The 14834-nt window shown below is 43.3% G+C and carries 12 protein-coding genes; 7 read left to right on the forward strand and 5 right to left on the reverse strand.

All coding sequences use genetic code 11. The annotated features are described in order from the left end of the window. Positions 1 to 29 precede the first annotated feature (29 nt). From UYI_RS0114090 to prfC, 3 genes are all read right to left on the reverse strand, one after another. On the reverse strand, positions 30 to 515 hold the full coding sequence (locus UYI_RS0114090) for an RNA recognition motif domain-containing protein (RefSeq protein WP_016867298.1): 486 nt from the start codon (positions 513 to 515) through the stop codon (positions 30 to 32). Between the two features lie 709 nt (positions 516 to 1224). Beyond that, positions 1225 to 3531, reverse strand: a complete 2307-nt coding sequence (locus UYI_RS0114095) for a M48 family metalloprotease (RefSeq protein ID WP_026085948.1) — start codon at positions 3529 to 3531, stop codon at positions 1225 to 1227. Between the two features lie 86 nt (positions 3532 to 3617). After that, on the reverse strand, positions 3618 to 5249 hold the full coding sequence (gene prfC / locus UYI_RS0114100; protein WP_016867300.1) for a peptide chain release factor 3: 1632 nt from the start codon (positions 5247 to 5249) through the stop codon (positions 3618 to 3620). A gap of 264 nt (positions 5250 to 5513) precedes the next feature. Here prfC and UYI_RS0114105 point away from each other — a divergent pair, with 264 nt between their 5' ends. From UYI_RS0114105 to UYI_RS34835, 3 genes are all read left to right on the forward strand, one after another. Beyond that, positions 5514 to 5855 (forward strand): DUF4870 domain-containing protein, encoded by a 342-nt coding sequence (locus tag UYI_RS0114105; RefSeq protein WP_016867301.1) that lies wholly within the window; start codon positions 5514 to 5516, stop codon positions 5853 to 5855. Positions 5856 to 6336: 481 nt separating this feature from the next. Continuing rightward, entirely contained in the window at positions 6337 to 7317 is a 981-nt protein-coding gene (hemB, locus tag UYI_RS0114110; protein ID WP_009459046.1) for a porphobilinogen synthase, read from the forward strand. A 327-nt stretch (positions 7318 to 7644) separates the two neighbouring features. Then, positions 7645 to 7821, forward strand: a complete 177-nt coding sequence (locus tag UYI_RS34835; RefSeq protein ID WP_016867302.1) for a type II toxin-antitoxin system HicB family antitoxin — start codon at positions 7645 to 7647, stop codon at positions 7819 to 7821. A gap of 4 nt (positions 7822 to 7825) precedes the next feature. Here UYI_RS34835 and UYI_RS0114120 read toward each other — a convergent pair whose 3' ends face one another. Further along, positions 7826 to 9826, reverse strand: a complete 2001-nt coding sequence (locus UYI_RS0114120) for a cation:proton antiporter domain-containing protein (RefSeq protein ID WP_016867303.1) — start codon at positions 9824 to 9826, stop codon at positions 7826 to 7828. A 520-nt stretch (positions 9827 to 10346) separates the two neighbouring features. Between UYI_RS0114120 and UYI_RS0114125 the strand changes: the two genes are divergently transcribed. The 4 genes from UYI_RS0114125 to secF all read left to right on the forward strand — a co-directional run bounded on the left by UYI_RS0114125 (position 10347) and on the right by secF (position 14590). Beyond that, positions 10347 to 10655 carry a helix-turn-helix domain-containing protein gene (locus UYI_RS0114125; protein ID WP_009459051.1) on the forward strand — a complete coding sequence of 103 codons (309 nt, stop codon included), beginning with the start codon at positions 10347 to 10349 and terminating at the stop codon, positions 10653 to 10655. A gap of 429 nt (positions 10656 to 11084) precedes the next feature. Next, entirely contained in the window at positions 11085 to 12068 is a 984-nt protein-coding gene (locus UYI_RS0114130; protein ID WP_016867304.1) for an alpha-ketoacid dehydrogenase subunit beta, read from the forward strand. 144 nt (positions 12069 to 12212) lie between these two features. After that, entirely contained in the window at positions 12213 to 13625 is a 1413-nt protein-coding gene (gene secD / locus UYI_RS0114135; RefSeq protein ID WP_016867305.1) for a protein translocase subunit SecD, read from the forward strand. Continuing rightward, complete coding sequence (gene secF, locus UYI_RS0114140) at positions 13622 to 14590, forward strand: protein translocase subunit SecF (RefSeq protein WP_016867306.1); 969 nt, start codon at positions 13622 to 13624, stop codon at positions 14588 to 14590. Before secD ends, secF begins: the two co-directional genes overlap by 4 nt. Positions 14591 to 14652: 62 nt before the next feature. Here secF and UYI_RS32600 read toward each other — a convergent pair. Next, positions 14653 to 14834, reverse strand: a 182-nt coding sequence (locus UYI_RS32600) for a hypothetical protein (RefSeq protein WP_035138581.1), incomplete at its 5' end; no start/stop codon positions are given.

A 14834-nucleotide genomic window follows, 5' to 3' on the forward strand; every position in this document is an offset into this window, starting at 1 on the left:
TTTAATTTTTAATTCCTTCTACTGGTGGATTAAGTTGTAGTTTGTGCAGCCAGCATTTGTTTGAGTTTTTCCAACTCAGAAGCCCAGCGCGGATCTGGACGAATAGCTTCTGTATCGCTACTAGTTGGGGCACTTTCTTTGGGACTACCACCACGGCGAGGCTTCTTAGATTTTTTGTTTTCTCTCGGTGTGTTGGCACTAGCGTTACCACCAGCTTGATTAGCAGCTTTAGGAGCTGATTGTTCTTCATTATCCTCTCCCTTAGTACGAGGTAATGCCTTTTCTAATTTAATGGGAGAGTCTTTGAACAATTGACCATTATATTTTTCAATAATCTGGTCTGCTTGTTCGTCATTATTTACCGTGAGAAAACCAAAGCCACGGCATTTGCCTGTTTTGCGATCTTTTATCAGTTTAGTGGTGACAGCATCACCCTCTTGTGCAAAAACTGCTTGCAGTTCTTGACGATCTATTTCTTCTTTAGGCAAATTGCCTATATATAGGCGAACGGACATGGACTAACCTCCAGAGTTAATTGAAAAACTACCAGGCAAAAAACAGTAATTTGGTTTCGGCTTTTGATAGATGCTATTGAATAACAATGCCACAAACCTACTTTTTTACTCCAAACTTTTAACCTATACAATACAGTTTTTTACCAGGATTAAGCTTGTTGAACACAAAAGCGTACACTGCGCTAACAATACCTTTATTCTAAGAATTTATGAATCTTACAACTTACTGCTTACGACAGGAAATGACTTCAACGCCCTTGTTCCAAAGAATTAAACACCATTTCTTACATTATCACGGTATTTTCTACGTAGCTAGCTTAGGACGGACATTTCCGACTATTGCATGAGAGCATCGTAGCATAAAATACTTTTTTTATTGAAGTTTGACTTTTTGGAAACAAAAACCAGCCATAGGCTGGTTAATTTGCTGCTGTGTTGGAAGGAGAAAAGGGGATGGATTGGGGTTCGTAGGCGAGTTTCATTACCTGGTTTGCTAATAAAACTTGCTTACTCTAGCTTATGTTAATAAATGTAACAGAATTGGAAATTGTTTGCAACATTTGTTTACATTTTTGGATTGTTGGTTGTTGGTTGTTGGTTGTTGGTTGTTAGTGGTTAGTGGTTGATGGCTAATAACAATGCCCAATTACCAATTACCGATTACCCATTACCAATTACCAATTACCAATTACCAATTACCTACCAACTACTAACCTCTCAAAAGAATATATGCCCCCCAAACCTCTGCTGCCACTGCCAAGACAATACACCAGATGGGGTGAGGACTATTAACGATTTTTCCACTTTGAGTTTGTAGGGTTTGAACGTCAATCCAAGGTGTTGCTCCTCGTCGCAACCAGCCAGTGACGGTAATCTGACGACCGATCAATTCCTGAGGATTGACATGTTGCCCCAACCAAGAAATGTGATGTAGTTTCACTAAACCTGTGCTAGATTGCAAGACTAAATCTTGTGCCAAACAGTTGTTAGTACCCCGACGGCCTAATAACTTGCCCACAAGACGTACACCGGTGCTATCAATAGGAAGAGCAGCTGGGTTAATTAAAAGGTCAAGCAGTTGGTCATCAGTTTGGACAGTCGCAGGCTTAATGTTAGGAAAGAAAGAATTTATCCGCAACAAGATGCCGATACTAAAGCCAATTAGCATACAGCCCTTGATAAAATTCCAGTTGTCGTAAATCCATTTCAAATTTAAAAGTTTAAGTGCGAACAGAGTTTGCCAAATTAACCAGATTAGACCCCCAAAGGCAATACCTAAGGGAATTCCCAACCAAGGGGCAATTTGTAATAAAAAAGACTGACGTTTGATTGTTAAAGGCTGTTGACTTTCGAGATATAATTCTGGTTCTACGTGCCAAAGACGAGCGATTTTACACAGGCGTCTGAGGCGATCGCCAATTAAAGGATGAGTATTATTAATTACAAACCACCAACGGTAAGGATTGAGACAATCCCAGATCAAAAAAGACTCAAAGGTAGTGTAACCAGCAATACTGCCCAAACACAGACTTTGTTTATAGCCTACGGGTATAACTATATTTAAGCTTTCTAACTGCCAACTGGTATGTTCTTGTTTTTGGACATCACCAGCAATACCTATAGCGATTTTGAGTAAAGCACGAACAAGCCCATTGGGATTACCTGTCACTTCCGCAGCTACGCGATCGCAAAAGTATTGCCGCAGCTGGGACAACCATAAACCAGTTCCTGTCAACAAGCACCACAAACCGTAAACCAGACTTGTTAGCACAGCAAAAATCCCACGCCACAAAGGTTGTGTTTTTGCATCTCCCCAGTGTCCCAAGAAATGATATAGCTGGTAAATCGGAATAGTTAACAGTAGCAACAAAGATATAATTGCACAATTCCAGTGAGCAATATGTCCCAATTGAATAGCATAGATTGTAGCGATTTCATCATCTGTCAGTTGCTCTAATAACCCTTGACTAACTACAATTCTGGCTGTACGAGGTAGATTCCCATAGCAGAAAGCAACTGGTGCTGTGATTGGTAGGAGAAATAGTTTTGGTGTCCGCCAGCCCTGTTGTTTGCAATAGCGTTGTAAAACCCGCACTGTCTCTTTACTGTGCCGTTGCAAAATGTCTTTTTCTAATTGTCGTTGACCGTAAAACTTTCTCAGTAATCGATCCAACAACCAAGGAGATAAACAAAACAGGAAAAAAATCACAACCAGCAAGACAGGTGTAGGATCTCTATATAAAAGCTGGAGTGGCTCTAAAAAAGGCAGTTTCACAAACGCATCGTTGATAAATCTCATTAGCAACACCAGCAGCGTTTTGATTACCCAAAACAGCGCTATGCACGTTCCAACTTCGAGTAAGCATAATAACTTTAAACCCCGCTTTGACAAGGGTTGCCACACTTTCGCGCGTTTAGCTTGTCGCCAGTAAATTGTGGGTGGTTTGACTTTTTCTTGGTTAACAGCAGTGGGGGAATTGGGCGGTGGAGGAACTCGCAAAGATGAAGTTTTTGGTACAGAGGTACGGGGTGTGGAAGATGCCGAAGCCAGCCAACCACGTGTTTGGCTTGCCCTAAGTGTGGGTACTCGCAGGCTACGGGCTGGTGTTTGGGAAGGAGGTGTTTGTTCATTTTCATCTTCCCCACTTACCGACTTTTGAGACTCCACCTGGAATTTTGCTGCTGCTGAATTTTCCAAAGGGATAAACCCAGTGCCATCTGTTGTAGAAGTATCTTCAGTTTGATAACGTCTTCTGATTTGTTTTAAAGAACGTTCTGCCCATTCTTTAACTTGCGGACGTTCGTTTTCAACTAAAGTCTCGCATAATGCGATCGCTGCTGCAACTTCACCAATACGCGCATAAACTACAACCAAGCCGATTTCAGCTTGGATGACTGCCGTGCGATCGCTTTCGCTACCTGCAATGGCTTCTAATATAGCTTTTGCTGTTTGGTAATCTCCTTGCTTCAGGGCGGTTAAACCAGCCTTCAAAGATGGTTCAGGATGTGAAGGCATAGTCTGCACTCCAATAACTAAATATTGTTGTTGGTTGGTTGTTGATGATTGGTTGTTCCAAACAACAACCAACTAACAACAAACAACTAACTGTTTACCACTGGTTGTTGACTAGAAAACACCGGGGCGATCGCGCTTAATTTCAAATCCGGGTGATCTTCTTGTAATTGGTGGCAATTCCACTCATTACGAAATAGTAGAACAGGGCGACCCATACTATCTTTCACTGTGGTTGTATTGAACAAACGTCCAATCTTGGTCAATGCTTCCCAACCACCTTCTACCCAACGAGCAACGCTGTAGGGTAACAAATCCAGGATGGTTTCTACTCCATATTCATTCATTAAGCGGAATTGCACCACCTCGAATTGCAACTGACCTACCGCAGCTAAAATCGGGTCGCGTTTGGCTTCATCCACGGAGTACATAATTTGTACAGCCCCTTCTTCACGCAACTCCGATACGCCTTTTTGGAATTGCTTAAATTTGGATGGGTTGGGGTTGCGGAGAGTAGCAAACAACTCTGGAGAAAAGTAAGGAATGCCCTCATACTCTAACTTTTGCCCAGTGTAAATTGTATCCCCGATTGCAAAAACACCAGGATTATTCAAACCGATCACATCACCTGGATAGGCGACATCGATAGATTCTCGTTCTTGGGCAAAGAGTTTTTGCGGACGAGATAAACGGACAACTTTGCCTGTACGGGCGTGATTGACCGTCATATCTTTTTCAAACTTGCCTGTACACACACGCACAAATGCGACGCGATCGCGATGTTTGGGGTCCATATTGGCTTGGAGTTTGAACACAAACCCAGAAAATTCTGGGTAGTCGGGGTAAACTTCACCCACGCTACTTTGATGTGGGCCTGGTTTGAGGGCGTATTCTAGAAAATACTTGAGGAATAATTCCACCCCAAAGTTAGTCATGGCACTACCAAAGAAAACAGGCGTCATTTTGCCTTGGTGTACCAAATCTAAATCTAGGTCTGGGCCCACCCCTTCTAATAGTTCTAAGTCGTTTTTCAGCTGATAGTAAAGATCTTGTTCTAAAAGTTCTTCAATTTGGGCATTACCCAAATCAACGACTGTATTTACCGCTTCTTTACTACCGTGGGCGCTGCGTTCAAACAGGTGAATTTGTTGTTTGTGGCGGTCAAAGACACCTTTAAAGCGATCGCCCATACCGATGGGCCAGTTGACTGCATAGGTCTGCAATCCCAATTCTTGCTCAATTTCATCTAGCAGTTCTAGGGGTTCCCGTCCGGGACGGTCAAGTTTGTTCACGAAAGTGAAAATGGGAATACCCCGCATTTTACAAACTTCAAACAGTTTGCGTGTCTGGGGTTCCAAACCCTTGGCAGCATCAATCAGCATCACTGCATTGTCTGCTGCCGCTAGAGTCCGATAAGTATCTTCACTGAAATCCTGGTGTCCGGGAGTATCCAATAAATTGATCTGGCAATTCTGATAGGTAAATTGCAACACAGTCGAAGTAATCGAAATACCCCGTTGTTGTTCCATTGCCATCCAGTCAGAAGTTGCCTTCCGCTGTGCCCGTCGTGCTTTAACTGCACCAGCTTCATGAATAGCACCTCCGTACAACAGTAGTTTTTCTGTCAGCGTAGTTTTACCAGCATCAGGGTGAGAAATAATCGCAAAATTGCGACGAAGTTCAACTGCATTCTGAAGTTCTAACTCAAGGTCAGTTGACATAACTGTATCTACTTGTAAATTAAATTTAACTTAACTTTTTCCAACTTTAGCGAGTCTTTTCATCTTAGAACAACGATGCTCATGATAGGGTCTTTATGTAAGAAAGGCAGAGGGCAGCTATGCTGGAGGCAGAAGGGGTTCCCCACAAATTCGCGATTCGGAGAGCGAATTTGTGGGGAACCCGCAGAAGGATAAAACCAACATTCATGCTTCATGCTTGATGCTTCATGCTTCACACTGCACTAGAGTCAAAGGAACAGAGAAATGTACGACACGGAGAAGCGCAAGCTTTTATCAGCAATTTCTCATGCAGCTATCTTTTTAAGTACGACATTAGTCTCGATTGCTATACCAATTTTCATCCTCTTTGCAACTAACGATCCTGTTGTGAAAGAAAATGCCAAAGAAGCCATTAATTTTCACTTTAATGTCTGGCTTTATGGGGCTATTATTGGTGTGTTGATTTGGATAACTTTTGGTTTGCTGATACCTCTAGCTGGTCTATGGTTTTTAGTTCATTGGGGATTAACAATTTGGGCACTTTTTCATGTTTTAAGTGATACTGAAAAACCTTTTCGTTATCCCTTCATTTTCCGAATTTTTTAGCACAAAAATAGATTTTTATCCGGTTGCATCGAAGTCACCAATGAATATCTAAAATAAACAGGTGGCTGAGCTTGTCAATAACTGGTCATCACTGACCGAGAATGGGTTATAGGCTGTGTTTTGATGACCAAAAACTCCTTGAAGTTACAAGCTTCCAGATCCTATAAGTGGGAGCAATCCCAAATCTAAAATCCAAAATTGTCTGACCAATTACCGTTGCGCCTCACACACATATCACCACTAATTTTTCATCAAGTCCATCGATCATGTATTGATGCAAGCTTTCGTATACTTTCTTGTCTTTTTTAGAAGATAAATGACAAGCAAGTTGTAAAATACAAAATTGCCCCACAACCTCATCGGCAGTAGGGCAGAGGACAGTTAAGCGCTGTTTGTAGTGTGTCCTTCTGAAACGGGATTTAGCCCTAAGTTTGTGACGCTTTGTTTTTTGTCCATTTGTATTTTTTCTTCATAAAAATTTATGTTTCCAATTCATCGACCCCGCCGCCTGCGTACTCATCCCCAACTCCGCCGGATGGTACGTGAAACTGTTCTCACCACCAGCGACTTGATTTACCCTCTATTTGCTGTACCAGGTGAAGCGATCGCCAACGAAGTTAAATCCATGCCTGGCGTCTATCAGCTTTCGATAGACAAAATTGTGGAAGAGGCAAAAGAAGTTTACGACTTAGGAATTCCCGCCATTATTCTGTTTGGTATTCCAGCCGAGAAAGATGTCGATGCTACAGGCGCATGGCATGATTGCGGTATTGTTCAGAAAGCTGCAACTGCGGTGAAAGAAGCAGTACCAGATTTGATTATCATTGCTGACACTTGTTTGTGTGAGTATACCAGTCATGGTCACTGCGGCTATTTGCAAGTTGGTGACTTGACAGGACGGGTTTTAAATGACCCCACCTTGGAACTACTCAAGAAAACCGCCGTTTCCCAAGCGAAAGCAGGCGCTGATATTATCGCGCCTTCAGGGATGATGGATGGATTTGTGCAAGCAATTCGCGCTGGTTTGGATGAAGCTGGTTTCCAAGACACACCGATTTTATCCTATGCTGCCAAGTATGCTTCCGCTTACTACGGCCCATTCCGAGATGCCGCTGATTCAGCACCCCAGTTTGGCGATCGCCGCACCTATCAAATGGATCCCGGTAACTCCCGCGAAGCCATCAAAGAAATAGAATTGGATATCGCTGAAGGCGCTGACATGCTAATGGTGAAGCCAGCTTTGGCTTACATGGATATTATTTGGCGTGTGAAACAAGCTAGCAATTTACCTGTTGCTGCTTACAACGTCTCCGGTGAATATTCTATGGTCAAAGCCGCAGCCCTCAACGGCTGGATTGACGAACAGCGCGTAGTCATGGAAACTTTAACTGGTTTCAAGCGGGCTGGTGCAGATCTAATTCTAACCTACCACGCTAAAGACGCAGCGCGTTGGCTGGGGTAAGCAGGGGTTTGTCCTCTAGGGCAACAAAATTTCATCTGGTTGATTGGCTTTTAATCTCACGCAGAGGCGCAAAGGTGCAGAGTGAATCTTGTGTATCTTGGTGTCTGGGCGTGAGATTATTGTTTGTAATTAGGCGATCGCGTGCAAGTAGAACTGTTGCTTGAAACTAAATCATGCAAACAGTTCAGAGGTTTGCTACCGATGTTAAAGACCACAAATTTAGAACAGGAAGTGGTGATTTGACTATTTAGCTTATGCCCTTGAGTCCTAATAATGAGTAGATGATTATCAGGCTATTCTAGAGTGTATTGCTAGTGATCATCATTTATGAAAACCTTCACCGCAATTATTGAGCGTGATTCTGACACTCATCTCTACGTCGGCTATGTTCCTGGGTTTCCTGGAGCGCATTCTCAAGGAGAAACCTTAGATGAATTACAAGAGAATCTTCGTGAAGTGATTGAGATGCTTCTAGAATCAGGCGATCGCTCTCCTCAAGAGTAAGATATTATTTATCCCCTTTCAGGAGTTTTGTAAACGCGACATGCTCTTGGGAATTGCCGACTACCAGTAGGCGATCGCCTGATGCCAGGGTAAATTCACCTGTGGGATAGCGGTAAAGTTGTTTGTTGCGTTCAATTGCCATCACAGTAGCTCCAGTTAAACGGCGCGCGTTGGTTTGAGCCAGGGTCAGCCCCACTAAAGGAGAATCTGAATTTAGGACATACCAGTGGTGTTGTAGCCCTTCGATTGCCACCTCCAGATCAGCTGCACCCCAGTACTCTGATCGTTCTGGCAAAATGTCCCGATACCGTCCACGGCGATAACGGTTCACAACCTGCTGCACTGCATAGGTAGAATCACCCAACTTCAACAGCATATGTGCGCCCATTTCCAGAGAAGCTTCAAATTCTGGTTGCACCACCTCTTGAGCGCCCAATTGGTAAAGCGAATCAATTTCTTCATTCACATGGGCACGGACGGTAATATCCAGATCTGGTGCTAAACTCAAGGCACGCTTTAAAGTTAATCGAGTTGCCATCGGATCTGGTAGAGCGATCGCCATTGCTTTGGCTTGAGTGAGATTGGCTTTCTCCAACACCAACGAGCTGGAAGCATCGCCAAAAAGATAGGGAATTCTTCGCTCCCGCAAGGTTTGGAGAGCTGCTTCATTGTTATCAATAACTAGAATTTTATGCCCCTGAAAATATAGCATCCTCACGAGAGTTTGCCCCACCCGACCATAGCCCACTACTACCACATGATTGGCAAGTTCTTTATCCAACCCGAATAAGCGGGGGGAATGATGCAACTGCAAGAATGAACTCAGCACCGGAAGCTGTTCTAACCACTGAAGCAGATACGGCGTTGCTTTCAGCATAAAAGGCGCAAGCAATAATGTGATAGCAGTTGTTCCTACGGTCAGTCCATAAAGTCTAGAAGAAAAAAGTCCTTGAGTTTGAGCAACACCTGCTAACACAAAGGAGAATTCCCCAATTTGGTTGATACCGATACCGACCGTAAGTGCTGTTTTTAAGGAATAGCCGAACCCCCTGACAATCAATGCAACGATCGCTGCTTTACCGATCATAGTGACCGCTATTAACCCAATTAAGACCCAGCCATTTGCCAGCAGGAAACCAGGATCAATCAATATTCCAATTGAAACAAAAAACAGAGTCGCAAACACATCTCGCATTGGCAAAACGCGATCGAGGGCATGATCAGCATACTCCACGTTGGAAATCATTAGCCCTGCCACAAATGCACCCATAGCAATACCCAAACCAATGGCGTAGGTAAATAGGGCAATTCCCAAGCAAAGCACCAAAATTCCGAGTAGAAATAACTCCTGAGACCCACTTTGAGCAAGTAATCGGATCAGGAAGGGAATGACCCACCTGCCGGTTAGAATTGCCCCAAGTAAAAAAAGTAGTACCTTGACTAGTGCAGTAAATAAGGCAATACCAATAATATTGGTCGGCTGGGTTAAAGCAGGTAGGACTGCCAACATCAGTCCTAAGCCCAGGTCTTGCACAATCAGAATCGCCAGCATCACCTGCCCATGAACGGTTTGGACTTCATTCCGTTCAATCAAACTTTTGAGTACGACTGCTGTTGAGGACAGGGAAAGAACTGCACCCAGAAAAATCGCTTTCGGAACTGTCTGAACCCAGCCTGTCAAATAGGCGAGTCCTCCTGCTAGTAGAATCGTGAGCATAATTTGCAGCGATCCACCACCAAGGGCAATAACCCTTAATCGTAATAAGTCTTTAAGAGAAAATTCAACACCCAAAGCAAACAACAATAAAGCTACCCCAACTTCGGATAGCACTTGAATATCCCCCTCAAGGGTGACCAGCTTTAACCCCGCAGGTCCGACAACTATACCTCCCAACAAATATCCAAGTAACACGGGCTGACGCAAACGACTTACCAGATACCCTCCGCTTACCGCAACCCCCAACACTGTTACCATTTCAACAATCAGTGTCAACTTGCCAGCCATTTATTCTTTTTCCTTCAATATTTTCTACAGGGTATCGTTGTTTAAATCATGCCTGGCGAAGGTTAGACAATTTTGGATTTTAGATTTTGGATTTTGGATTGACCCCGATTTATCCCACGGATAAATCTGCTTTCTTGTACCCCGGGAGGAATTATCGATCATTGGCGATCGCTAATTATGATGTCTGTATAAGTTCGTAATAAGGACTTTAGTCCTAAATCCGCAGAGTGGTTCATCGCATTAGTTTTGATCAGTTGTGAAAGTTTATAGTTACGGCTTTAGCCCTTGAAATTGAGCGATAAATCGCTCACTACAAACCCTTTATAATTAATGCGATCTACCACTAAGTTTATTGTCTTAGCGTCAGTATTACTTCTATCAAGTTGGTTTGTTTGCTTGTCAGAAGGTACAGCGATTACCTATAAAATAATATAGTTAATAATATAGCCCTTAGTTGGCTTTTTTACGTCAATTGATTTAATAAATGTATTCATATAGTTATCAAAGGGAGCATTTAGGTATGGATATGCAAGTCCTGAGAGAACGTGCGGGGCTTAGCCGTGCAGAGGTTGCCTTCAGGCTTGCAATCAGTGAAACTAGCGTTCGCAACTGGGAAGCAGGGCGTACAGAACCAACAATGACGCCCAAAAAATACTTAGAAGCGTTGCGACTATTCAAATGTACACCAGAAGAATTAGCAGCAGCAAGCGAAAAATCTATCAACCAACGGCATAAACGCAAACCAGGAAGACCAAGGAGATTTCCTAACAATCAATTAAATCAGGTAACTCCTATGCCTGATGCGCCTGCTGCTGAGATACGGATATAGCTCAAGAGATCACAGATATTACTATCTCAAAATTTATGGGAAAATAATGAAATTAACTGATAAAATTTATACGCTATATTCAAGGGCGTTGTAGGCTTCTTTTGTCAGGCTGTCCCAGGATTAAATCAGTTATCAATGATCAGTAAACAGTTATCCAGCTTGTTCACTGATAACTGATAACTGTTAAAGCTGGTACACAAAACTTTGTGTTGAGCTAAGTGTCGGCAATAGACGTACAATATCGCTGTGGCAGCAGTTGACCATTTGCATCGCAATTTCTGTCTTACTCCAAGAGCATTAGTTTGAGATATACCTGAAGTTATCCAAGATATTGATGTGTTTACACACATTTAGAACAGCAGCATCGCTGACCGTATTTACAGTAGAAGCACGATAAGATTCTAGAACAATAAATGTACAAGAGGTCGAATGGCAGAAACACTACTCTTCAACGCCTTACGGGAAGCTATTGATGAAGAAATGGCGCGTGACTCCACAGTATTTGTACTTGGTGAAGACGTAGGACATTACGGTGGTTCCTACAAGGTGACAAAGGACTTGTATCAAAAATACGGAGAACTCCGAGTTTTAGATACCCCGATCGCCGAAAACAGCTTCACCGGTTTAGCAGTAGGATCAGCAATGACCGGGTTACGACCGATTATCGAAGGCATGAACATGGGTTTTTTGCTCCTTGCCTTTAACCAAATCGCGAACAATGCCGGTATGCTACGCTATACCTCCGGCGGTAACTTTAAAATTCCGATGGTAATTCGTGGCCCTGGGGGTGTAGGGCGTCAACTTGGTGCAGAACATTCCCAACGCTTAGAAGCTTACTTTCAGGCTGTACCTGGATTGAAGATTGTTGCCTGTTCCACACCTTACAATGCTAAAGGGCTGCTGAAATCTGCTATTCGCGATGATAACCCAGTCCTATTCTTTGAACACGTCCTGCTTTACAACTTAAAAGAAAACCTACCAGAAGAAGAATATCTATTACCCCTAGATAAAGCAGAAATTGTGCGTCGTGGCCAAGATGTCACAATCCTCACTTATTCACGGATGCGCCATCATGTCACACAAGCCTTAAAAACTTTGGAAAAACAAGGTTATGACCCAGAAGTCATTGATTTAATATCTCTTAAACCCTTGGATATGGAAACCATTGGGGCATCCATACGCAAAACCCATCGAGTGATTATAGTCGAAGAGTGTATGAGAACAGGAGGCATTGCCGCAGAATTAATTGCCTCAATTAACGAGCGCTTTTTTGATGAATTAGATGCACCTGTACTGCGGCTTTCTTCCCAAGATATTCCTACACCTTACAATGGTATGTTGGAGAGATTGACAATTGTTCAACCAGAGCAAATTGTCGAAGCTGTAGAAAAAATGATGGCTTTGCGAGTTTAGGAACAACTTGTTGATTGTTGGTAGTTCATAGTTGTTGGCAACAATCAACAACCAACAATCAACAACCAACATTTAAAAACTTAACTCTTCACTCATAATTCATTAAAGAGCGCTATTATAGCGTTTGTCGAAGCGAGTGATGGTATGCAAAGACAGCGATCGCTATTAGCCCTAATTTTAGTGATGGTAATTGCCGCTATTGCAGTAATTGCCACAATTCCTATACCGCTAGGACTGGACTTGCGGGGAGGTTCACAACTGACAATTCAGGTGAAGCCAACGCCAGAAATTCCACGCATCACTGAACGAGAATTAGAAGCTGTCAAAAGTGTTGTGGAAGGCCGTGTAAATGGCCTTGGTGTCTCTGAACCTGTAATTCAAACAGTTGGAGAAGACAAGATTTTAGTGCAGCTACCCGGAGTCAACGATCCAGAGGAAGCAGAAAGAGTACTAGGTGGTACAGCACAGTTAGAGTTTCGCCAACAAAAACCAAATACAGAAACTCAGTTGTTTGCTTTACGAACTTCACAACAAGAACTCAAACAACAACAGCAACAATTAAAAAATTCTAACGATACCGCAGCGATCGCCAAAAATAGAGAAGCGCTGCAAAATAATAGCAAAGCGATCGCTGAATTATTTGAGAGTACCAATCCACCACTCACTGGTCAATACCTCAAGGACGCCCGTGGCGAACCAACCTCAGGTAATAATTGGGAAGTTGCCATTCGCTTTGATCAAAAAGGTGGTGAACTTTTTGCCCAGATCACCAAAAATCTCGCTGGTACAGGTCGCAGCATTGGCATTTTTCTGGATAATGAACTGATTAGTTCTCCCGTAGTCGGACCGGAATTTGCAGCCACAGGTATTACTGGTGGTGGTGCTGTAATTACTGGTAACTTTACACCCCAAGAAGCCAACGAATTAGGTGTACAACTTAAAGGTGGTTCTTTACCCGTACCAGTAGAAATTGGTGAGATTCGTACAGTAGGAGCAACTCTAGGTAAAGATAGTATTCAAAGCAGTATCTGGGCAGGTGTTGGTGGTCTGATCTTAGTTCTCATATTCATGGTGATTTACTACAGACTACCAGGAGTAATTGCTGACATAGCACTAGTAATTTACGCACTCTTGACTTGGGCTAGTTTTGCTTTGTTAGGCGTTACACTCACCCTACCAGGAATTGCAGGTTTCATCCTCAGTATTGGTATGGCAGTTGATGCCAACGTACTTATATTTGAGCGTACACGGGAAGAATTGCGAGCAGGCAAAACTTTATATCGTTCTGTAGAATCTGGCTTTTACCGTGCCTTTTCTAGTATTTTGGACAGTAACGTCACGACCTGGATTGCATGTGCTGCCCTGTTTTGGTTGGGATCTGGTTTAGTTAAAGGGTTTGCCCTCACCCTTGCTTTAGGTGTAGCGGTAAGTATGTTCACAGCCATTACCTGTAGTCGGACGTTCATGTTCTTGGCAATTTCTATTCCTTCCTTAAAGAAACCTGAATTATATTGTCCCAACTTGTCAGCCTCAAACAAAACGGAGGTGGCGCGATGAAACTGAGTATTAACAAATCGCGATCGCTATGGTGGGGTATTTCCTCCATCATTATTCTTGCTGGTATCATCTCAATGGTGATTTCCTGGCAACAAATAGGCGCACCCCTCCGCCCCAGTCTGGATTTTGTTGGTGGTACACGCTTGCAGTTTGAACGGGATTGCACAAATCCAGAGAACTGTAATAAAGCCATTGATATCAACGAAGTTCGGGAAGTAGCCAACGCCCAAGGACTTGGTGACAGCAGTATCCAGATTGTCGCTGACAAGGATACAGGCAAAGACAACGGTGTATTAATCCGCACAAAAACCCTGGATGTAGAGCAGCGTACCAAGTTACAAAATGCCCTTAGTGAAAAAATTGGCACATTTGACCCGCAAAAAACCCAGATAGATACTGTTGGTCCAACAATTGGACGAGAACTATTTAGGACTGGTGTAATTGCGCTCGTAGTCTCTTTTGTTGGTATTATTGTTTACTTAACTTTCCGGTTTCAGTTAGATTACGCTGTCTTCGCGATCATTGCTCTATTCCACGATGTCTTAGTGACAGTAGGGATTTTCTCGATTCTCGGCTTGGTGGCAGGTATAGAGGTAGACAGTCTATTCATTGTCGCTTTGTTGACAATTACAGGTTTCTCTGTAAATGACACCGTTGTAATTTATGACCGGATTCGGGAGACACTGCAAATCAACCCCAATCGTCCGATCGCTGATATTGTTGATGATGCAGTCAACCAAACTCTCACACGTTCTATCAACACAACGTTAACAACCTTGCTAACATTATTTGCGATCTTCCTATTTGGTGGAGCAACCCTGAAGAACTTTTCCCTCGCCTTGATTATTGGTTTTACGATGGGGGCTTATTCCAGTATTTTCATCGCCAGTACTCTGTTAGCTTTATGGCGAGAACGCAAAGGCCAACCTGTTGTTTCCTCAACTTCAGAATCTATGAATAGTTAGTTGTTGGTTGTTGTTAGTGGTTAGTAGTTGGTTGTTGTTTGTTGGTGGTTAGTAGTTAGTAATTATTCCCCTACTCCCCACACTCTCCCCATTGCCCCTAATCCCCACCAGGGACCGGTGATGTTCCCCACCTCCCCACTGCCCCTAATCCCCAACGCCAGGTGCTTTATGCCGGGAAACCCGTCCACCGCACTGGCTCCTCCCTGTCGGTCGCGGGGGCCGGTGAGTTCCCCACCTCCCCACC

This window comes from Fischerella muscicola PCC 7414, assembly GCF_000317205.1.
GTDB classification, from domain to species: Bacteria; Cyanobacteriota; Cyanobacteriia; order Cyanobacteriales; family Nostocaceae; genus Fischerella; species Fischerella muscicola.

What these genes read in the sequence shown, in the direction of transcription:
- UYI_RS34835 (WP_016867302.1), top strand. Translation starts at nt 7,645, where the DNA reads ATGAAAACCTTCACCGCAATTATTGAGCGTGATTCTGACACTCATCTC.
- UYI_RS0114125 (WP_009459051.1), top strand. Translation starts at nt 10,347, where the DNA reads ATGGATATGCAAGTCCTGAGAGAACGTGCGGGGCTTAGCCGTGCAGAG.
- secD (WP_016867305.1), top strand. Translation starts at nt 12,213, where the DNA reads ATGCAAAGACAGCGATCGCTATTAGCCCTAATTTTAGTGATGGTAATT.
- UYI_RS0114095 (WP_026085948.1), bottom strand. Translation starts at nt 3,531, where the DNA reads ATGCCTTCACATCCTGAACCATCTTTGAAGGCTGGTTTAACCGCCCTG.
- UYI_RS0114120 (WP_016867303.1), bottom strand. Translation starts at nt 9,826, where the DNA reads ATGGCTGGCAAGTTGACACTGATTGTTGAAATGGTAACAGTGTTGGGG.
- hemB (WP_009459046.1), top strand. Translation starts at nt 6,337, where the DNA reads ATGTTTCCAATTCATCGACCCCGCCGCCTGCGTACTCATCCCCAACTC.
- UYI_RS0114130 (WP_016867304.1), top strand. Translation starts at nt 11,085, where the DNA reads ATGGCAGAAACACTACTCTTCAACGCCTTACGGGAAGCTATTGATGAA.
- prfC (WP_016867300.1), bottom strand. Translation starts at nt 5,249, where the DNA reads ATGTCAACTGACCTTGAGTTAGAACTTCAGAATGCAGTTGAACTTCGT.
- UYI_RS0114090 (WP_016867298.1), bottom strand. Translation starts at nt 515, where the DNA reads ATGTCCGTTCGCCTATATATAGGCAATTTGCCTAAAGAAGAAATAGAT.
- UYI_RS0114105 (WP_016867301.1), top strand. Translation starts at nt 5,514, where the DNA reads ATGTACGACACGGAGAAGCGCAAGCTTTTATCAGCAATTTCTCATGCA.
- secF (WP_016867306.1), top strand. Translation starts at nt 13,622, where the DNA reads ATGAAACTGAGTATTAACAAATCGCGATCGCTATGGTGGGGTATTTCC.